Annotated in this window: 14 protein-coding genes; 3 read left to right on the top strand and 11 right to left on the bottom strand. The window is 72.1% G+C overall.

Features of this window, described 5'->3' with window-relative positions; translation table 11 throughout:
• Window positions 1–89 precede the first annotated feature (89 nt).
• From ACZ3KJ_RS08305 to bldG, 3 genes are all read right to left on the bottom strand, one after another.
• Complete coding sequence (locus tag ACZ3KJ_RS08305) at window positions 90–2,495, bottom strand: sodium-translocating pyrophosphatase (RefSeq protein ID WP_467525591.1); 2,406 nt, start codon at window positions 2,493–2,495, stop codon at window positions 90–92.
• Between the two features lie 494 nt (window positions 2,496–2,989).
• Window positions 2,990–3,424, bottom strand: coding sequence for an ATP-binding protein (locus tag ACZ3KJ_RS08300; protein ID WP_467525589.1), 435 nt, complete (start codon window positions 3,422–3,424; stop codon window positions 2,990–2,992).
• A 118-nt stretch (window positions 3,425–3,542) separates the two neighbouring features.
• Entirely contained in the window at window positions 3,543–3,884 is a 342-nt protein-coding gene (bldG, locus tag ACZ3KJ_RS08295; RefSeq protein WP_121787637.1) for an anti-sigma factor antagonist BldG, read from the bottom strand.
• Between the two features lie 81 nt (window positions 3,885–3,965).
• Between bldG and ACZ3KJ_RS08290 the strand changes: the two genes are divergently transcribed.
• Entirely contained in the window at window positions 3,966–6,431 is a 2,466-nt protein-coding gene (locus ACZ3KJ_RS08290; protein WP_467525588.1) for a DEAD/DEAH box helicase, read from the top strand.
• Here ACZ3KJ_RS08290 and ACZ3KJ_RS08285 read toward each other — a convergent pair.
• The 7 genes from ACZ3KJ_RS08285 to ssd all read right to left on the bottom strand — a co-directional run bounded on the left by ACZ3KJ_RS08285 (window position 6,385) and on the right by ssd (window position 11,764).
• Window positions 6,385–6,828 carry an Rv3654c family TadE-like protein gene (locus ACZ3KJ_RS08285; RefSeq protein WP_467525586.1) on the bottom strand — a complete coding sequence of 148 codons (444 nt, stop codon included), beginning with the start codon at window positions 6,826–6,828 and terminating at the stop codon, window positions 6,385–6,387. The two genes, ACZ3KJ_RS08290 and ACZ3KJ_RS08285, sit on opposite strands and share 47 nt — an antisense overlap.
• Window positions 6,825–7,181: a TadE family type IV pilus minor pilin gene (locus tag ACZ3KJ_RS08280; protein WP_467525585.1), complete on the bottom strand. Its 357-nt coding sequence runs from the start codon at window positions 7,179–7,181 to the stop codon at window positions 6,825–6,827. The genes ACZ3KJ_RS08285 and ACZ3KJ_RS08280 overlap by 4 nt, the downstream gene beginning before the upstream one ends.
• A gap of 40 nt (window positions 7,182–7,221) precedes the next feature.
• Complete coding sequence (locus ACZ3KJ_RS08275) at window positions 7,222–7,431, bottom strand: DUF4244 domain-containing protein (RefSeq protein ID WP_389525063.1); 210 nt, start codon at window positions 7,429–7,431, stop codon at window positions 7,222–7,224.
• Between the two features lie 126 nt (window positions 7,432–7,557).
• Entirely contained in the window at window positions 7,558–8,343 is a 786-nt protein-coding gene (locus tag ACZ3KJ_RS08270; protein ID WP_467525582.1) for a type II secretion system F family protein, read from the bottom strand.
• 250 nt (window positions 8,344–8,593) lie between these two features.
• Window positions 8,594–9,463 carry a type II secretion system F family protein gene (locus ACZ3KJ_RS08265; protein ID WP_467525581.1) on the bottom strand — a complete coding sequence of 290 codons (870 nt, stop codon included), beginning with the start codon at window positions 9,461–9,463 and terminating at the stop codon, window positions 8,594–8,596.
• The gene (locus ACZ3KJ_RS08260; protein ID WP_467525579.1) at window positions 9,447–10,655 is read right to left on the bottom strand and encodes a TadA family conjugal transfer-associated ATPase; all 1,209 of its coding nucleotides are present in this window, start codon (window positions 10,653–10,655) and stop codon (window positions 9,447–9,449) included. The genes ACZ3KJ_RS08265 and ACZ3KJ_RS08260 overlap by 17 nt, the downstream gene beginning before the upstream one ends.
• Complete coding sequence (ssd, locus tag ACZ3KJ_RS08255) at window positions 10,652–11,764, bottom strand: septum site-determining protein Ssd (RefSeq protein ID WP_467525577.1); 1,113 nt, start codon at window positions 11,762–11,764, stop codon at window positions 10,652–10,654. The genes ACZ3KJ_RS08260 and ssd overlap by 4 nt, the downstream gene beginning before the upstream one ends.
• Before the next feature lie 569 nt (window positions 11,765–12,333).
• Here ssd and ACZ3KJ_RS08250 point away from each other — a divergent pair.
• Window positions 12,334–13,170 carry an HAD family hydrolase gene (locus ACZ3KJ_RS08250; RefSeq protein ID WP_389525079.1) on the top strand — a complete coding sequence of 279 codons (837 nt, stop codon included), beginning with the start codon at window positions 12,334–12,336 and terminating at the stop codon, window positions 13,168–13,170.
• A 515-nt stretch (window positions 13,171–13,685) separates the two neighbouring features.
• Here the strand turns inward: ACZ3KJ_RS08250 and ACZ3KJ_RS08245 are convergent.
• Window positions 13,686–14,510, bottom strand: coding sequence for a Fic family protein (locus ACZ3KJ_RS08245; protein WP_467525575.1), 825 nt, complete (start codon window positions 14,508–14,510; stop codon window positions 13,686–13,688).
• Window positions 14,511–14,611: 101 nt separating this feature from the next.
• On the opposite strand from ACZ3KJ_RS08245, the gene ACZ3KJ_RS08240 reads away from it, so the two are divergent.
• The gene (locus ACZ3KJ_RS08240; RefSeq protein ID WP_467525573.1) at window positions 14,612–15,592 is read left to right on the top strand and encodes an ATP-binding protein; all 981 of its coding nucleotides are present in this window, start codon (window positions 14,612–14,614) and stop codon (window positions 15,590–15,592) included.
• Window positions 15,593–15,611 lie beyond the last annotated feature (19 nt).

Raw genomic sequence — 15,611 nt, 5'->3', positions numbered from 1 at the left:
GGGCCGGACCCGCGCACAACGGAGACGGGCGGACGGCACGTCAACCCGCGCCGTCCGCCTGCCCCTTGATCAGCGAAACCTGTACGTACCTACGAAACCACCGCCGGATCGGCCGACTTGGAGGACGAGTCGGCGTTGTCTTCGTCACCCACGGCGATCCCCCGCCGCTTGGAGACGTACACCGCGCCGACGATCACCAGGAGCGCGAGGACCGCGATCACGATGCGCACGCCGACGTTCGCGTCGTCGCCGTAGCTGAACTTGATCACGGCGGGCGCGATGAGCAGCGCCACGAGGTTCATGACCTTCAGCAGCGGGTTGATCGCGGGGCCGGCCGTGTCCTTGAAGGGGTCGCCGACCGTGTCGCCGATCACCGTGGCCGCGTGGGACTCACTGCCCTTGCCGCCGTGGTGACCGTCCTCGACGAGTTTCTTGGCGTTGTCCCAGGCTCCACCGGAGTTGGCGAGGAAGACCGCCATCAGCGTGCCCGCGCCGATGGCGCCCGCGAGGTAGGCGCCGAGCGCGCCGACGCCGAGCGTGAACCCGATGAAGATCGGCGCCATGACGGCGAGCAGCCCCGGGGTCGCCAGTTCCCTGAGCGCGTCCTTCGTACAGATGTCGACGACCTTGCCGTACTCCGGTGTCTCGCTGTAGTCCATGATCCCGGGTTTCTCGCGGAACTGCCGCCGCACCTCGAACACCACGGATCCCGCCGACCGCGACACCGCGTTGATCGCCAGCCCGGAGAAGAGGAAGACGACCGCCGCGCCCGCGATCAGGCCGACGAGGTTGTTGGGCTGCGAGATGTCCATCATCAGGCTCATCGGCGCCCCGTCCCCGCTGAGCTTCTCGCCGACGTCCCGCGCGCCGGTCGTGATCGCGTCACGGTACGACCCGAAGAGCGCCGAGGCCGCGAGGACGGCGGTGGCGATGGCGATGCCCTTGGTGATGGCCTTGGTGGTGTTGCCGACGGCGTCGAGGTTGGTGAGCACCTGCGCGCCCGCGCCCTCGACGTCGCCGGACATCTCGGCGATGCCCTGGGCGTTGTCGGAGACCGGGCCGAAGGTGTCCATCGCGACGATCACACCGACGGTGGTGAGCAGCCCGGTGCCGGCCAGGGCCACGGCGAACAGCGCCAGCATGATCGACGTACCGCCGAGCAAGAACGCCCCGTACACGCCCAGGCCGATCAGCAGGGCGGTGTAGACGGCCGATTCGAGTCCGACGGAGATTCCGGCGAGGACGACGGTGGCGGGGCCCGTCAGCGACGTCTTGCCGATGTCGCGGACCGGGCGGCGGGTGGTCTCGGTGAAGTAGCCGGTCAGCTGCTGGATGACGGCCGCCAGGAGGATGCCGATCGCCACCGCGACGAGGGCGAGGATCCGCGGATCGCCGCTCTTGCCCTGGATCGCCGCGTCGGTGACGCCGTCCAGGTCCGCGTACGTTCCGGGGAGGTAGACGAACACGGCCACGGCGACCAGCGCGAGAGAGATCACCGCGGAGATGAAGAAGCCCCGGTTGATCGCGGACATGCCGCTGCGGTCGGTGCGGCGCGGGGCGACCGCGAAGATGCCGATCATCGCGGTGACCACGCCGATCGCGGGCACGAGCAGCGGGAAGGCGAGTCCGGCGTCGCCGAAGGCCACCTTGCCGAGGATCAGCGCGGCGACCAGTGTCACGGCGTACGACTCGAAGAGGTCGGCCGCCATGCCCGCGCAGTCGCCGACGTTGTCGCCCACGTTGTCGGCGATGGTCGCGGCGTTGCGCGGATCGTCCTCCGGGATGCCCTGCTCGACCTTGCCGACGAGGTCGGCGCCGACGTCGGCGGCTTTGGTGAAGATGCCGCCGCCGACCCTCATGAACATCGCGATGAGCGCCGCGCCGAGACCGAATCCCTCCAGCACCTTCGGCGCGTCGGCCGCGTACACCAGCACCACGCAGGAGGCGCCGAACAGACCGAGCCCCACCGTGAACATGCCGACGACACCGCCCGTACGAAAAGCGATCTTCATGGCTCTGTGCGAGACGGCGGTGAGGTCCTTTTCCGGTTCACCCGCCGCGGGAGTCGCTTCCCGGGCCGCCGCGGCGACGCGCACATTACTGCGTACGGCGAGCCACATGCCGATATAGCCGGTGGCCGCCGAGAACGCCGCACCGATCAAGAAGAAGACGGATCGTCCGGCGCGCTGATTCCAGTCGTCCGCGGGCAGCAGCATGAGCAGGAAGAACACCACGACGGCGAATACGCCGAGCGTGCGCAGTTGCCGGGCCAGATAGGCGTTGGCGCCTTCCTGGACCGCTGCCGCGATCTTCTTCATGCTGTCGGTGCCCTCGCCGGCCGCGAGCACTTGGCGCAGCAGCACGCCCGCGACCACGAGCGCAGCCAGTGCGACGACCCCGATGACCACCACGAGCAGGCGGTTGCCGTCGGTCAGCACTGCGGCTGCGAAGGTTGTGGGGTGGTCCAACCGATGAGGGGTAGAAAGCCCCGCCATTCGTCCTCCTTGACGCTTGGGCTGAGCTCAAGATGTGGACGGATTCTAGGTACCGGAACCTGATCAAAACAGTGCGCGGCGAATCTGATTCGCCTTCGCACGCGAGAAAGGCGATCAAGCCTGTGATCAAGTTGCCGATAAAATAGCTGATCAACGGCCGATCAATGGTTGATCAATGGCCGATCAGCGACCGAACGAGTGGCGCCGGTAATGCCTTTGAGGCACTACTGAGGCTGAGACACTACGCTTCGTGAATTGGTTCACGAATTTCCCGGAAAGATTCATTTCTTCAAGATTCACTGCCTGGGACCACTGTAAGCGCGGTCGGCGATCTCCGCACATGACGAAGGGCCCCACGAGTGGGGCCCTTCGATGCGTGTGTCACCGGTTCACCTGGACGGTCGTCGGCCTCGGCCCGAGGGCGCCGGACCGCGGTGGTCGGCCGTCGGAGCCACGCCGGTGGTGCCCGGCGGGGCGGTGCCGGGCGGGCGGTGTCAGGCCGGTGGCGTGGCCGCCAGGACGCTCGGCCAGGTCATCCGGATGGCCCCGCCGTGCTCGCCGGCGGTGACCTCCACGTCGTCCACGAGGCCGCTGATGACGGCGAGGCCCATCTCGTCCTCCTCGGCCTCGGCGTCGGCGTCCCCGCCCGTGCCCGGCGCCCGGTCACCGGGCGAGGAGCGTGGCGCCTCGTCGCCCACCTCGATGGAGAACTGTTTCTCCTCCTCGATGAGCAGCACCTTCACCGGCGCGGTGATACCGCTGGTCTGGTGCAGTCCGACGGCGCGGGTGCAGGCCTCACCGACGGCGAGCCGGACCTCGTCGAGGACGGCCTCGTCCACTCCGGCCCTGCGCGCCACCGCTGCCGCCACCAGTCGGGCGGTCCTGACGTGCTCGGGCAACGCGCTGAAGCGGAGTTCAACGGTGGCCATGCATCCCCCTCGGAACTACGGGCGTGCTGTCGGGGGGCCGGGCCGCCGAAGCCCGGTCCCCCCGGTGTTCAACTGTGCTGCCGTCCCGGGCGCGGCTGTACTCGCCCGGGATCGGTGGTCAGTCGGTGGCCGACACCGCTTCGTCGACCGAGGTGTGGATGGGGAACACCTTGGTGAGACCGGTGATGCGGAAGATCTTCAGAATGCGCTCCTGGTTGCAGACCAGGCGCAGCGAGCCCTCATGGGCACGCACTCGCTTCAGACCGCCGACCAGCACGCCGAGACCGGTGGAGTCGAGGAAGTCCACGCCCTCCATGTCGACGACGAGGTGGAAATTCCCGTCGTTCACCAGCTCGACCAGCTGCTCGCGCAGCTTGGGCGCGGTATATACGTCGATTTCGCCACCGACCTCGACGACCGTACGATCGCCGACGGTACGGGTCGACAGGGACAGGTCCACGGATCCTCCAGCACCTTGCTATCGAGCGGTCGCCCCTCGGGACACCTCGGCAGGAGCCCCCGGGACGGTTCGCCAGCCGCGATGGCATTCAATCACTTACCGGCAGGCGTGCACGACGCCTTGGCTCCATTGTCCGTCACGCCAGTGACACACTCGGTGCCGATGGCCAAGAATCACCGATCCGATCGATCCCCGGCACAGCACGCGTCCCGCCTGTCGCCGGGCGCGGTCCTGGACCGGCTCGCCCCCGGTCCGAGCCGGGCGTCGCGCATCACTCATACGGAGCACTTGCCCCCACGTGAGGGCCGCCATGCCGTCTGGCCTGACCGGATTCGTCCGGAGGTGATCGCGGCCGTGCAGGCCTGCGGCATCGAACACCCCTGGGCCCACCAGGCCCGAGCCGCCGAGCACGCCCTGGACGGCGACTCGGTGGTCGTCGCGACGGGCACGGCGTCCGGGAAGTCCCTTGCGTACCTCGTCCCGGTCCTGTCCGCGCTGCTGGAGGGCTCCGAGGCCCCGAACGGCCGTGGCACCACCGCCCTCTACCTGTCCCCCACGAAGGCGCTCGCGGCGGACCAGTGCCGATCCGTGAAGAAACTTTCACAGTCACTGGGCACGGCGGTTCGCCCGGCCGTGTACGACGGCGACACCCCGTTCGAGGAACGCGAGTGGATCCGCCAGTACGCGAACTACGTCCTCACCAACCCGGACATGCTGCACCGCGGCATCCTGCCGTCCCATCCCCGCTGGTCCTCCTTCCTCAAGTCGCTCAGGTACGTCGTCATCGACGAGTGCCACACCTACCGCGGCGTGTTCGGCTCCCACGTCGCCCAGGTGCTGCGCCGGCTGCGCAGGCTGTGCGCCCGCTACGGCGCCTCCCCCGTCTTCCTGCTGGCCTCCGCGACGGCGGCCGAGCCCGCGGTGGCCGCGGGCCGTCTGACCGGCCTGCGGGTGGTCGAGGTGGCCGACGACGCCTCCCCGCGAGGTGAACTGGTGTTCGCCCTCTGGGAGCCCCCGCTCACCGAGATGCAGGGCGAGAAGGGCGCCCCCGTCCGCCGTACCGCCACGGCGGAGACCGCCGACCTGCTCACCGATCTCGCCGTCCAGGGGGTGCGCACGGTCGCCTTCGTCCGCTCCCGGCGTGGCGCCGAGCTGATCTCGGTGATCGCCCAGGAGCGTCTCGCCGAGGTGGACCGCTCCCTGGCCCGGCGTGTCGCGGCGTACCGCGGCGGCTACCTGCCCGAGGAGCGCCGCGCCCTGGAGCAGGCGCTGCACTCCGGCGACCTCCTCGGCCTGGCCGCCACGACCGCCCTGGAACTCGGCATCGACGTCTCGGGACTGGACGCCGTCCTGATCGCCGGTTACCCGGGCACCCGCGCGTCCCTGTGGCAGCAGGCCGGTCGCGCGGGCCGGGCCGGGCAGGGCGCCCTCGCCGTCCTGATCGCCCGCGACGATCCCCTGGACACCTTCCTCGTCCACCACCCCGAAGCCCTGTTCGACCGGCCCGTGGAGTCGACGGTCCTCGACCCCGACAACCCCTACGTCCTGGCCCCGCACCTGTGCGCGGCCGCCGCCGAACTCCCCCTGACGGAGGAGGACCTGGCGCTGTTCGGCCCGGGGACGGAGGGGCTGCTGCCGCAGCTGGAGGCCGCGAAGCTGCTGCGCCGCCGGACGAGGGCCTGGCACTGGACACGCCGGGAACGGGCCGCCGACCTGACCGACATCCGCGGCGGGGGCGGCCGGCCGGTCCAGATCGTCGAGGAGGGGACGGGCCGCCTGCTCGGCACGGTCGACGAGGGCGCCGCCCACACGACCGTCCACGAGGGCGCCGTCCACCTCCACCAGGGCCGCACCTACCTGGTGCGGTCGCTGGACCTGGAGGACTCGGTCGCCCTGGTCGAGCAGGCCGAGCCGCCGTACGCGACGGTCGCCCGCGACACCACGGCGATCTCGGTGCTGGAGACGGACGTCGAAGTCCCGTGGGGCGAGGGACGGTTGTGCTACGGCTCCGTCGAGGTCACCAACCAGGTGGTCTCCTTCCTGCGTCGACGGCTCATCACCGGTGAGGTGCTCGGCGAGTCGAAGCTCGACCTGCCTCCCCGCACCCTGCGCACCCGTGCCGTGTGGTGGACGGTCACCGAGGACCAGCTGGACGCCGCCCGGATCAACCCGGAGATCCTCGGCGGCGCCCTGCACGCCGCCGAGCACGCCTCCATCGGCATGCTGCCCCTCTTCGCGACCTGCGACCGCTGGGACATCGGCGGCGTGTCGGTCCCCCTGCACCCCGACACGCTCCTCCCCACGGTCTTCGTCTACGACGGCCATCCCGGCGGCGCGGGCTTCGCGGAGCGGGCCTTCCACACGGCCCGCTCGTGGCTGACCGCCACCCGCGAGGCCATCGCCTCCTGCGAGTGCGAGGCCGGCTGCCCCTCCTGCATCCAGTCCCCCAAATGCGGCAACGGCAACGACCCGCTGCACAAGCGAGGGGCGGTACGGCTGCTCACGGAACTGCTGCGGGGGGCGCCGGAGGAGAAGCCGGTGGACTGACCGGGTCCGCGCTGGGGCCGGTGTCCGCCGGCCCGGCAGGCCCCGCCCTCGCCCTGACCTCCGCGGCGAACGGCCCCCGTCCGGCCCCCGCCGTCACGTCCGAGACCTCACCCACGACCGCGCACCTCACCAGCCGCGCCCCCTGTGCCCGGGCCACACGCTCCGCATGAGCGCAGGCCACCGCGGCCCCGTGGGTCCAGTGGTCGGCGGCCGCGAGCGCGGCGAGGTCCGCACCGCCGGCCGCGCGATGCCGGGCCAGGACGGCCTGGCCCAGGGCGAGCACCACGCCGAACACCACACACAGCACGGCGATCGCCCCGAGCGTCCAGACGGTGGCCGAGCCCCGATCGGCTCCCGAGCCGCGGTACCGGCCCCCGCAGCGGCGATGCCTTCTCACGGGCCCACCTCCCCTTCCTCCACCGTCACGGCCCCTGCCGCCACGTCCTCCGCCGCCGCCACGGCCTCCTCCCGCACCTCGAAGGGCAGCCCCCGCAGCACCGGCGGCCGTGCCACGACCACCACCCGGACCAGGCCGCCTCCCCGGTGAACCGTCACGTGCGCCCCGCGGGGTGCCGTCGCCCGGGTCACCTCGACCACCGCGTCGACCGGGTCCTGCCGGGCGGCGGCCCGGGCGCCGGTCCTCGCAGCGTCCACGCACTGGATCTGAGCCGTCATGACGAGCAGGCCCCACACCAGCGCCATCGCGAACGCCACCAGCACCGGCAGCACGACGGCCGACTCCGCCGTCACGAAGCCCCGGTCCCCGCCCCGCACCCGCAACCGCACCCGCTCACGGACTCGCACTGAGCGCCCGCTTCACGATGTCCTGCAACGCCTCGGTGACCGCCCCGCTCGTCACCACCTGGTAGAGGATCACGGCGAATCCGACCGCCGCGACGATGCCCATCGCGTACTCCGACGTCACCATCCCCGCGTCCTTGCGCGCCGTGCGCGCCCTGCACACCAGGGCACGCATCCGCGCCCGTACCGCCTTGCTCATCTCAACCCCCGTTACGTCCGTTTCCGTTGATTCCCAGGCTCACCGATCCCGCCGGTGCGCTGAACCCGTGCACTGCTCGCGTCGGTGCCCCCTCGTCCTGCCGGTGCTCGCACGCTCACCTCACCGTCACGGCCCACCCCCTCCCAGCGCCCCGCCCGCCAGCCCGATCACGACGGGTGCGATGCCCACCGCGATGAAGGCGGGCAGGAAGCAGAGCCCCACCGGCGCGGTGACCATGACCGCCGCCCGCCGGGCACGAGCCGTTTCCGTGCGTGCCCACTCGGCGCGGGCGTCAGCGGCGAGCCGGGTGACCGGCGCGGCCGCCGGAAGCCCGGTGACGTCGGCCCGTTCCAGCAGTCGGGCCAGGGCTGCGGCGCCCGGCGCGGCGGCCAGCCTCCGCCAGGCAGTGGCCGGCTCGCCGCCCAGCCGCACCTCGGCGGCACCGCGCGCCAGACCGTCCCCCACCGGGCCGCCCAGGGCCTCACCCACCGCCTGGGCCGCGATCACCGGACCGGCCCCGGCGGCGACGCACGCGGCCAGCAGGTCGGCGGCGAGAGGAAGCTGCCGTGCGGCCACCTGTGCGCCGACCGCGTTCACGGGAGCGGCCGCCCGCTGCCGGTGGCGCCACCACCCCAGCCCCACAGCACCGGTCACCCCCAAAGCGAGACCTACCGCGCCCCCGCCCATCACCCACCCGGCGCCCAGAACGGCCACCTCAGGCAGCCACCGCCGCACAGCCTCCGGCACGGCAGGACGCGAGGTGCCCGACTCCGCCGCCAGGGCCAGCAACTCGGCGAGCCGCTGCCGCGTCCGGCGCTCCCGCCGCACGCCCGTCAACCATCGCGCGAGCCACACCAGGACCAGGGCGATCCCCGCGACCACCCCCAGCCTGTGGACAACTTCCGCACTCATTCCGCCCTCCGTTTCCCTCATCCGGCACGACCTGCCCCGCCATCCGCTAGCACTCGACCGGTCATCCGCGCCCCCGGCCCGCCATCTGCCACCACCCGCCCCGCCATCCGCCACCACCCGGCTCGCCACCCGGCACCCCCGGCCCGTCATCCGCGCTCCCGGCCCGTCATCCCACACCCCCCTCGACCCGCCCCAGCGACCCGTCCCAGCGGACCGCAGCGATCGCCACGTCTCCCGCCCGTTCCCCGCCTCACACCTCCTCCGCGCCCCGCACGATGCGCACCGCCCACCACATCCCGACGGCCTCGAGCACCCCGCCCACCAGCAGGCACCCCCACCCCGCGCCGGTGTGGAGCAGGACGTGCAGGGGGTCGGCGCCGAGCGCGGTCCCCAACGCGAGGCCCAGGACCGGCAACCCGGCGAGCATCACCGCCGTTGCGCGGGTGCCCGCCAACTGCGCTCTGAGGTCGGCCCGCTGGTCCCGCTCCGCTCGCAGGGCACCTTCGAGGCGGTCGAGGCCGGCGGCGAGGCCCGCTCCCTGGTCCACAGCCACCCGCCAGCACGCGGCGAGCCCGAGGAGCCCGTCGGCTCCCGGTTGCCGTGCCGCGACCGCGAGCGCACCGGGCACGTCCCCGCCGAACCGTGCCGCCGCCAGTACGGCGGGCTGCGCCGCACCCAGTCCTCCGGAATCCCGGGCAGCCCGCTGCAAGGCCTCACCGGGCTGCCGTCCCGCGCGCACCTCCCCCGCGAGAGCGCCGCACAGCGCGATCACGGCGTCGCCCCGGCGCTCCCTGTCCCTCCGAGCCTCACGAGCGCGCCGCACCCTGTGCAGCAGGGGCACTCCGGCCGCCCCGGCGACGACCGGCAGCACCGAGGCACCCAGCACCGCCAGGACCAGCCCGACGACGGGCGCCCACCACTCGGGACGCCACCGCCCGCGGATCCTGCGCAGCTGGTCGGCGAGGTCCGGCCAGGACGGCGGGCCGCTCTCGACCACCCCGCCTCCCGCCAGCAGCAGCTGCGCCCGCCGGGCCCCGGAGTACGGCCCGCCGAGCAGCCAGATCGCCGCGCCGGCGCAGACCGCGGCCGCGGCCATCGGCACCTCAGCCATCACGCTCATCTCCCTCTCCGCTCCCTTGGTCCCGCAGCAGTTCCCGCAGCCGCTCCCATCCGCGCTCCCGGCCGAACGCGCGCGCCTGCCACCGCAGTGCGGGTACTGTCCGCACCAGTCCTGACGGGTCCCGTTCCAGTACGTGCACCTCGGCGATCCGCCGCCGCCCGGCCGGATCGCGCACGAGGTGCAGCACCACCGACAGGGCGGCCGCCACCTGGCTGTGCAGCGCGGCCCGGTCGAGCCCGGCCGCCGTGCCGAGCGCCTCCAGCCGGGCGGGCACGTCCGCGGCGGCATTGGCGTGGACCGTGCCGCAGCCGCCCTCGTGCCCTGTGTTCAGCGCGGCCAGCAGATGGACGACCTCAGGCCCGCGCACCTCGCCCACGACCAGTCGGTCCGGTCGCATGCGCAGTGCCTGCCGCACCAGGTCCTCCAGCGTGACGAGCCCCGCACCCTCCTGGTTGGCGGGTCGGGTCTCCAACCGGACGACGTGCGGGTGGTCGGGCCGCAGCTCGGCCGAGTCCTCCGCGAGCACGATCCGCTCCCCCGGCCCGACAAGCCCCAGCAGGGCGCTGAGCAGGGTCGTCTTCCCGCTGCCGGTGCCCCCGCTGACCAGGAACGACAGTCGCGCCCGCAGCAGGTCGCGCAGCACCTGGTCACCGCCCGGCGGCACCGTGCCCGCGGCCACCAGTTCGTCGAGCGTGAACGCCCGTGGCCGTACCACCCGCAACGACAGGCAGGTGCAGCCGACGGCGACCGGAGGGAGCACCGCGTGCAGCCGGGTACCGTCGGGCAGCCGCGCGTCGGCCCATGGCCGGGCGTCGTCCAGGCGCCGGCCGGCCACCGCGGCGAGTCGCTGCGCGAGACGTCGTACGGCTGCCGCGTCCGGGAAGGAGACAGTGGTCAGCTCCAGGCCGCCGCCACGGTCGACCCAGACCCGGTCGGGGGCGGACACGAGCACGTCGGTCACCGACGGGTCGGCGAGCAGCGGCTCGAGCGGCCCGCTGCCGACCAGTTCCGACCGCAGTTGCTCGGCCGCGCCGAGGACCTCCGCGTCACCGAGGACCCGCCCTTGCTCCCGCAGTGCCTGCGCGACGCGGGCGGGGGTCGGCTCGGCGCCGCTCTCGGCGAGCCACTGCCGTACGCCGTCGAGCAGTGTTCCCGTCGCCCTCGGCCGTTCGAGTCCGGGCAGCGCGTTCATGCGGCACCCGTCTCGACCAGCGCCCGCTCCCAGAACTGCTTGCAGAAGCGGGCGAGGGGCCCGCGCGGGGCGGCTCCGGGCGGGGCCTTGCCGCCGTCGGCCCGCAGCAGACCCGGCTCGACGGGCACCTCGCCCGCCAGCGGCAGGCCGAGCAGCCGGGCCACTTCGCGGTCGTGGAGTCCGGGCGCGTACGGTCCGCGTACCGCGACCCTCAGGTCGCGCAGGACCATGCCGACGGCTGAGGCGACCCGGCCGGACGCGGCGACGGCACGCAGTTCGGCGGGGACGACGAGGAGCCCTACATCGATCTGGGCGAGAGCCTCGGCGACGCCGTCGTCGATGCGGCGCGGCAGGTCGACGACCACCGTGCCGCCCCGTCGCCGGGCGGCGGCGAGCACCGCGCGCACCGCCTGTGGCGGGATGGCGACGCAGTCGCCGCGGTCCCAGCTGAGGACCCTCAGCTGGTGCAGTTCGGGCAGCGACTCCTCCAGCGCGCCGCCACCGACCCGCCCGCGCGAGGCGGCGAACGCGGGCCAGCGCAGTCCGTCCGTGGTCTCACCGCCGAGGAGCACGTCGAGCCCGCCGCCCAGCGGGTCGGCGTCCACGAGGAGCGTACGCAGCCCCTCACGCGCGGAGGTGACGGCGAGAGCGCACGCGAGCGTGGACGCTCCGGCCCCGCCGCGCCCGCCGACGACTCCGACGGTGAGGGCGGGCCGGCCGACCCCCTCCGCTACGTCGGCGATGCGGTCGACCAGCCACTGTTCGCCGTCGGGCAGCACCAGGACGTGGTCGGCGCCGATCTCCACGGCCCTGCGCCACACCCCGGAGTCGTCCTGGTCGCGTCCCACGAGGACCACTCCTCGTCTGCGGGTGGCCCCGCGTACCCGGCGCGCCGCGTCGTCCCCGACGAGGACGAGCGGGGCGGCCTCCCATCCGCCCCGCCGGGCCGGCACCGAGGGGTGCACCTCGGGGGTGGCGCCCGCCGCGGCGCACAGCCGCAGCAGGTCGTCCAGGAGTGCGGCGTCCTCGGTGACGATCAGCGGCCTGCCCTGCCGTCCTCCGGCGGTGGGCGGCGGGTCGTGTGTGACGGCTCCGGTCACGATGTCCATCCCCCTTCGCTGCGTGGCACGCGCTTCTGCGCGGCCCCGCGATTCCCGTGCGTGGGAGGAACCGGCGAGCGGTCCCCCTGTGAACGGCCGGCGGAAACCGGCCTCGGCGTCCGCAAACGGAACCGGTCATGAACTCGGTGCGAGCGGACGCGTCGGAATCACGGTGCAGCGAACCCGGAAATCGTGTGGATCTTGGTGGATAACTGTGGAGGAGTGGGTGGATGTGAATATCACCGTCACCCATACCGGTGACAGGGACACCACTCCCGGTACGACTTCCACAGCGCAGCTCTACGACTACCCACGGTGACGATCGGTGGGCGGCATGAAGGAACGGCCGCGATCGCCCGAACGCGGCACCGCAGCCGTCCACGAAAGGAGAAAACCCACCCGGACATGCGACGACCCCCGCCGGGGGGGAGAGCGGGGGTCGTCTCCACGGCCGACTCGGGGGGGGAGGAGCCGGACCGGGTTAGCACGGTCGCGAACGATCCGTGACTTCCATGGTGTACCCGAGAGCCCTCTCAGGCAAACCCACGCGCCAACCTTACGCCGAATGGGCTGCCCCTATGCTCTGGGTTGTGGAAAACCACTCCTTGCCCCGCACAGCGGCCTTCTTTGACCTGGACAAGACGGTCATTGCGAAGTCGAGCACGCTCACCTTCAGCAAGTCCTTCTACCAAGGCGGGCTGATCAACCGCAGGGCGGCCCTGCGGACCGCGTACGCCCAGTTCGTCTTTCTCGTCGGTGGTATGGACCACGACCAGATGGAACGGACCCGCGAGTATCTGTCCGCGATGGTGCGCGGCTGGAACGTCCAGCACGTGAAGGAGATCGTCGCCGAGACCCTGCACGACCTGATCGACCCGCTCATCTACGACGAGGCGGCCTCGCTGATCGAGGAGCACCACACCGCGGGCCGCGACGTGGTGATCGTGTCGACGTCGGGCGCGGAGGTCGTCGAGCCGATCGGCGAGCTGCTCGGCGCGGACCGCGTGGTGGCCACCCGCATGGTCGTGGGCGAGGACGGCTGCTTCACCGGCGAGGTGGAGTACTACGCGTACGGGCCGACCAAGGCGGAGGCGATCAAGGAGCTGGCGGAGTCCGAGGGGTACGACCTGTCACGCTGCCACGCCTACAGCGACTCGGCGACGGACCTGCCGATGCTGGAGGCGGTGGGGCATCCGCACGCCGTGAACCCGGACCGCGCGCTGCGCCGCGAGGCCGTCGCCCGGGGGTGGCCGATTCTCGACTTCCACCGTCCGGTGCGGCTGAAGCAGCGCATTCCGTCGTTCAGCGTCCCGCCCCGCCCGGCCCTGGTCGCCGCGGCCGCCATAGGTGCCGCGGCCGCCACGGCCGGCCTCGTCTGGTACGCCAGCCGACGCAGGTCGGCGGCAACGGCCTGAACGACTGAGCCCCCGCGCCACCTCACCGGCACCTCGCGGCGCCCCGAACCCCACCAGCCCCTGGCCCACTCCCGCCTATACGTCCGGTTAACACCTGTTTAAGGGTAAAGGTAAAGAAAAGGCGGCAGGACTTCCGCTTATGGGACTCCTGGAGTACAAAGGACTCAACGGCCCGCGAGACCTAGGACATCCGAAAGGATCACCTTAAAACCGCACATGGCCCCACGGACCGGTTGCATGAACACCGGGCACCCACGCGACGTCGACCCGTCGATTACGGGCCAGCCGCACCAGGTGACGGGCAAAGACCCCGACCTGATGGGCGACATATCGAGGACGCTTGGTAACCCGGTGAGCATGCCAGCGGCGGTACGAATCCTCGTACCGCCGCATCTCTTGTCCGGGCACCCGTCGGCGGGCCCTTGCGCTACCGGCCTGTCGCCTGGATCACGCCGCAGACACGGGGTCCGGCACGCACTCGCCCAGAGGGGGTGCCCCCAGCGGCGCGACAGGCCCTAAGCCGCCCCGCGCTGCAGCGCCTCGCACACCGCCATGGACTCGCGGGCACCCAGCTCGACCGCCCGGCCGCAGTGGGCGATCCAGGCCGCCATGCCGTCCGGAGTCCCGGAGACATAGCCGTCCAGGGCGGCCAGGTAGGCCGCCCGGCCCAGCTCCGCGTGGCCCACCTCCGCCGGGCAGACCGACTTGGGGTCCAAGCCGCTGCCGATCAGCACGATGCGCTCGGCAGCGCGCGCGACCAGACCGTTGTGCGAGGCGAAGGGGCGCAGCGCGAGCAGTTCGCCGTGGACGACGGCCGCCGTCACCAGGGCGGGCGCGGAACCGCCCGCCACGATCAGAGCGGAAAGACCCTCCAGCCGACCGGACACCTCGTCGGCGCCGGGCAGCGGCAGCTCGATCAGGGGTTCGTCGACGGGCTCGCCGGCCAGTCGCGGGCGCCCGACCTCGCCCCCCTTGCTCGCCGCGGCCACCAGGTGCAGCCGCGCCAGCACCCGCAGGGGTGACTGGCGCCAGATCGACAGCAACTGACCGGCCTCCGCGGTCAGCCGCAGCGCGGCGCCTACGACGAGCGCCTCGTCGTCGCCCCCGAAGTCGCTGCGCCGGCGCACCTCCTCCAGGGCCCAGTCCGCACCGGACAGCGCCGACGAGCCACGGGCCCCGCGCAGGGCCGCCTCCGAGGTGATCGCGGTGCTGCGGCGGCGCATGACGCGGTGACCGTAGACCCGGTCCACGGCCTTGCGGACGGTCTCCACGGACTCGGCCACTCCGGGCAGCGAACCCAAGGCGGCGAGCGGATCAGCGGCAGAGCCTGTCGTACTCATGAGTACGACCCTACGCAACAGGTGCCCGCGCCCCTCGAAGGAGTGGTCTTCTTCACGCACCCCTGCCACGTACAGCTATGGCCGCACTACTCTTGGTGAACATGAAAATTGCTTTCGTCGGGAAGGGCGGCAGCGGCAAGACCACCCTGTCCTCCCTGTTCATCCGTCGTCTCGCCGCCATCGGCGCGCCCGTGATCGCGATCGACGCGGACATCAACCAGCATCTGGGTGCAGCGCTCGGTCTCGACGACGCGGAAGCCGCCGCGCTGCCCGCGATGGGCGACCGGCTGCCACTGATCAAGGAGTACCTGCGCGGCTCCAACCCCCGCATCGCCTCCACCGAGACGATGATCAAGACGACGCCGCCCGGCGAGGGCTCGCGGCTGCTGCGGGTACGCGAGGAGAACCCGGTCTACGACGCCTGCGCACGCACCGTGGAACTCGACGGCAGCGCCGTCCGTTTGATGGTCACGGGCCCCTTCACGGACGCCGACCTTGGGGTCGCCTGCTACCACTCCAAGACGGGAGCGGTGGAGCTGTGCCTGAACCACCTGGTGGACGGCCGTGACGAGTACGTCGTGGTCGACATGACGGCGGGCTCGGACTCCTTCGCCTCCGGCATGTTCACCCGCTTCGACGTCACGTTCCTCGTCGCCGAGCCGACCCGGAAGGGGGTCTCCGTCTACCGCCAGTACAAGGAGTACGCCCGGGACTTCGGCGTGCAGCTGAAGGTCGTCGGCAACAAGGTGCAGGGTCAGGACGACCTCGACTTCCTCCGCGACGAGGTCGGGGACGACCTGCTCGTGACGGTCGGACAGTCGCCCTGGGTGCGCGCCATGGAAAAGGGCAGGCCGCCCCGGTTCGACGCCCTGGAAGACGCCAACCGCCACGCCCTGGACCTGCTGCGCTCGACCGTCGACGCGGCGTACGAGGGGCGCGACTGGGAGCGTTACACCCGCCAAATGGTGCACTTCCACCTCAAGAACGCCCGGTCCTGGGGCAATGAGCGGACCGGAGCCGACCTGGCCGCCCAGGTCGACCCCGGCTTCGTCCTGCGCGAGAGCGTGACCGCCACCGCGTAACAGCCACCGCGTGGTCGGC

This window comes from Streptomyces sp. NPDC003248 (assembly GCF_055563235.1).
This window is presented reverse-complemented; position numbering and strand designations above follow the sequence as displayed.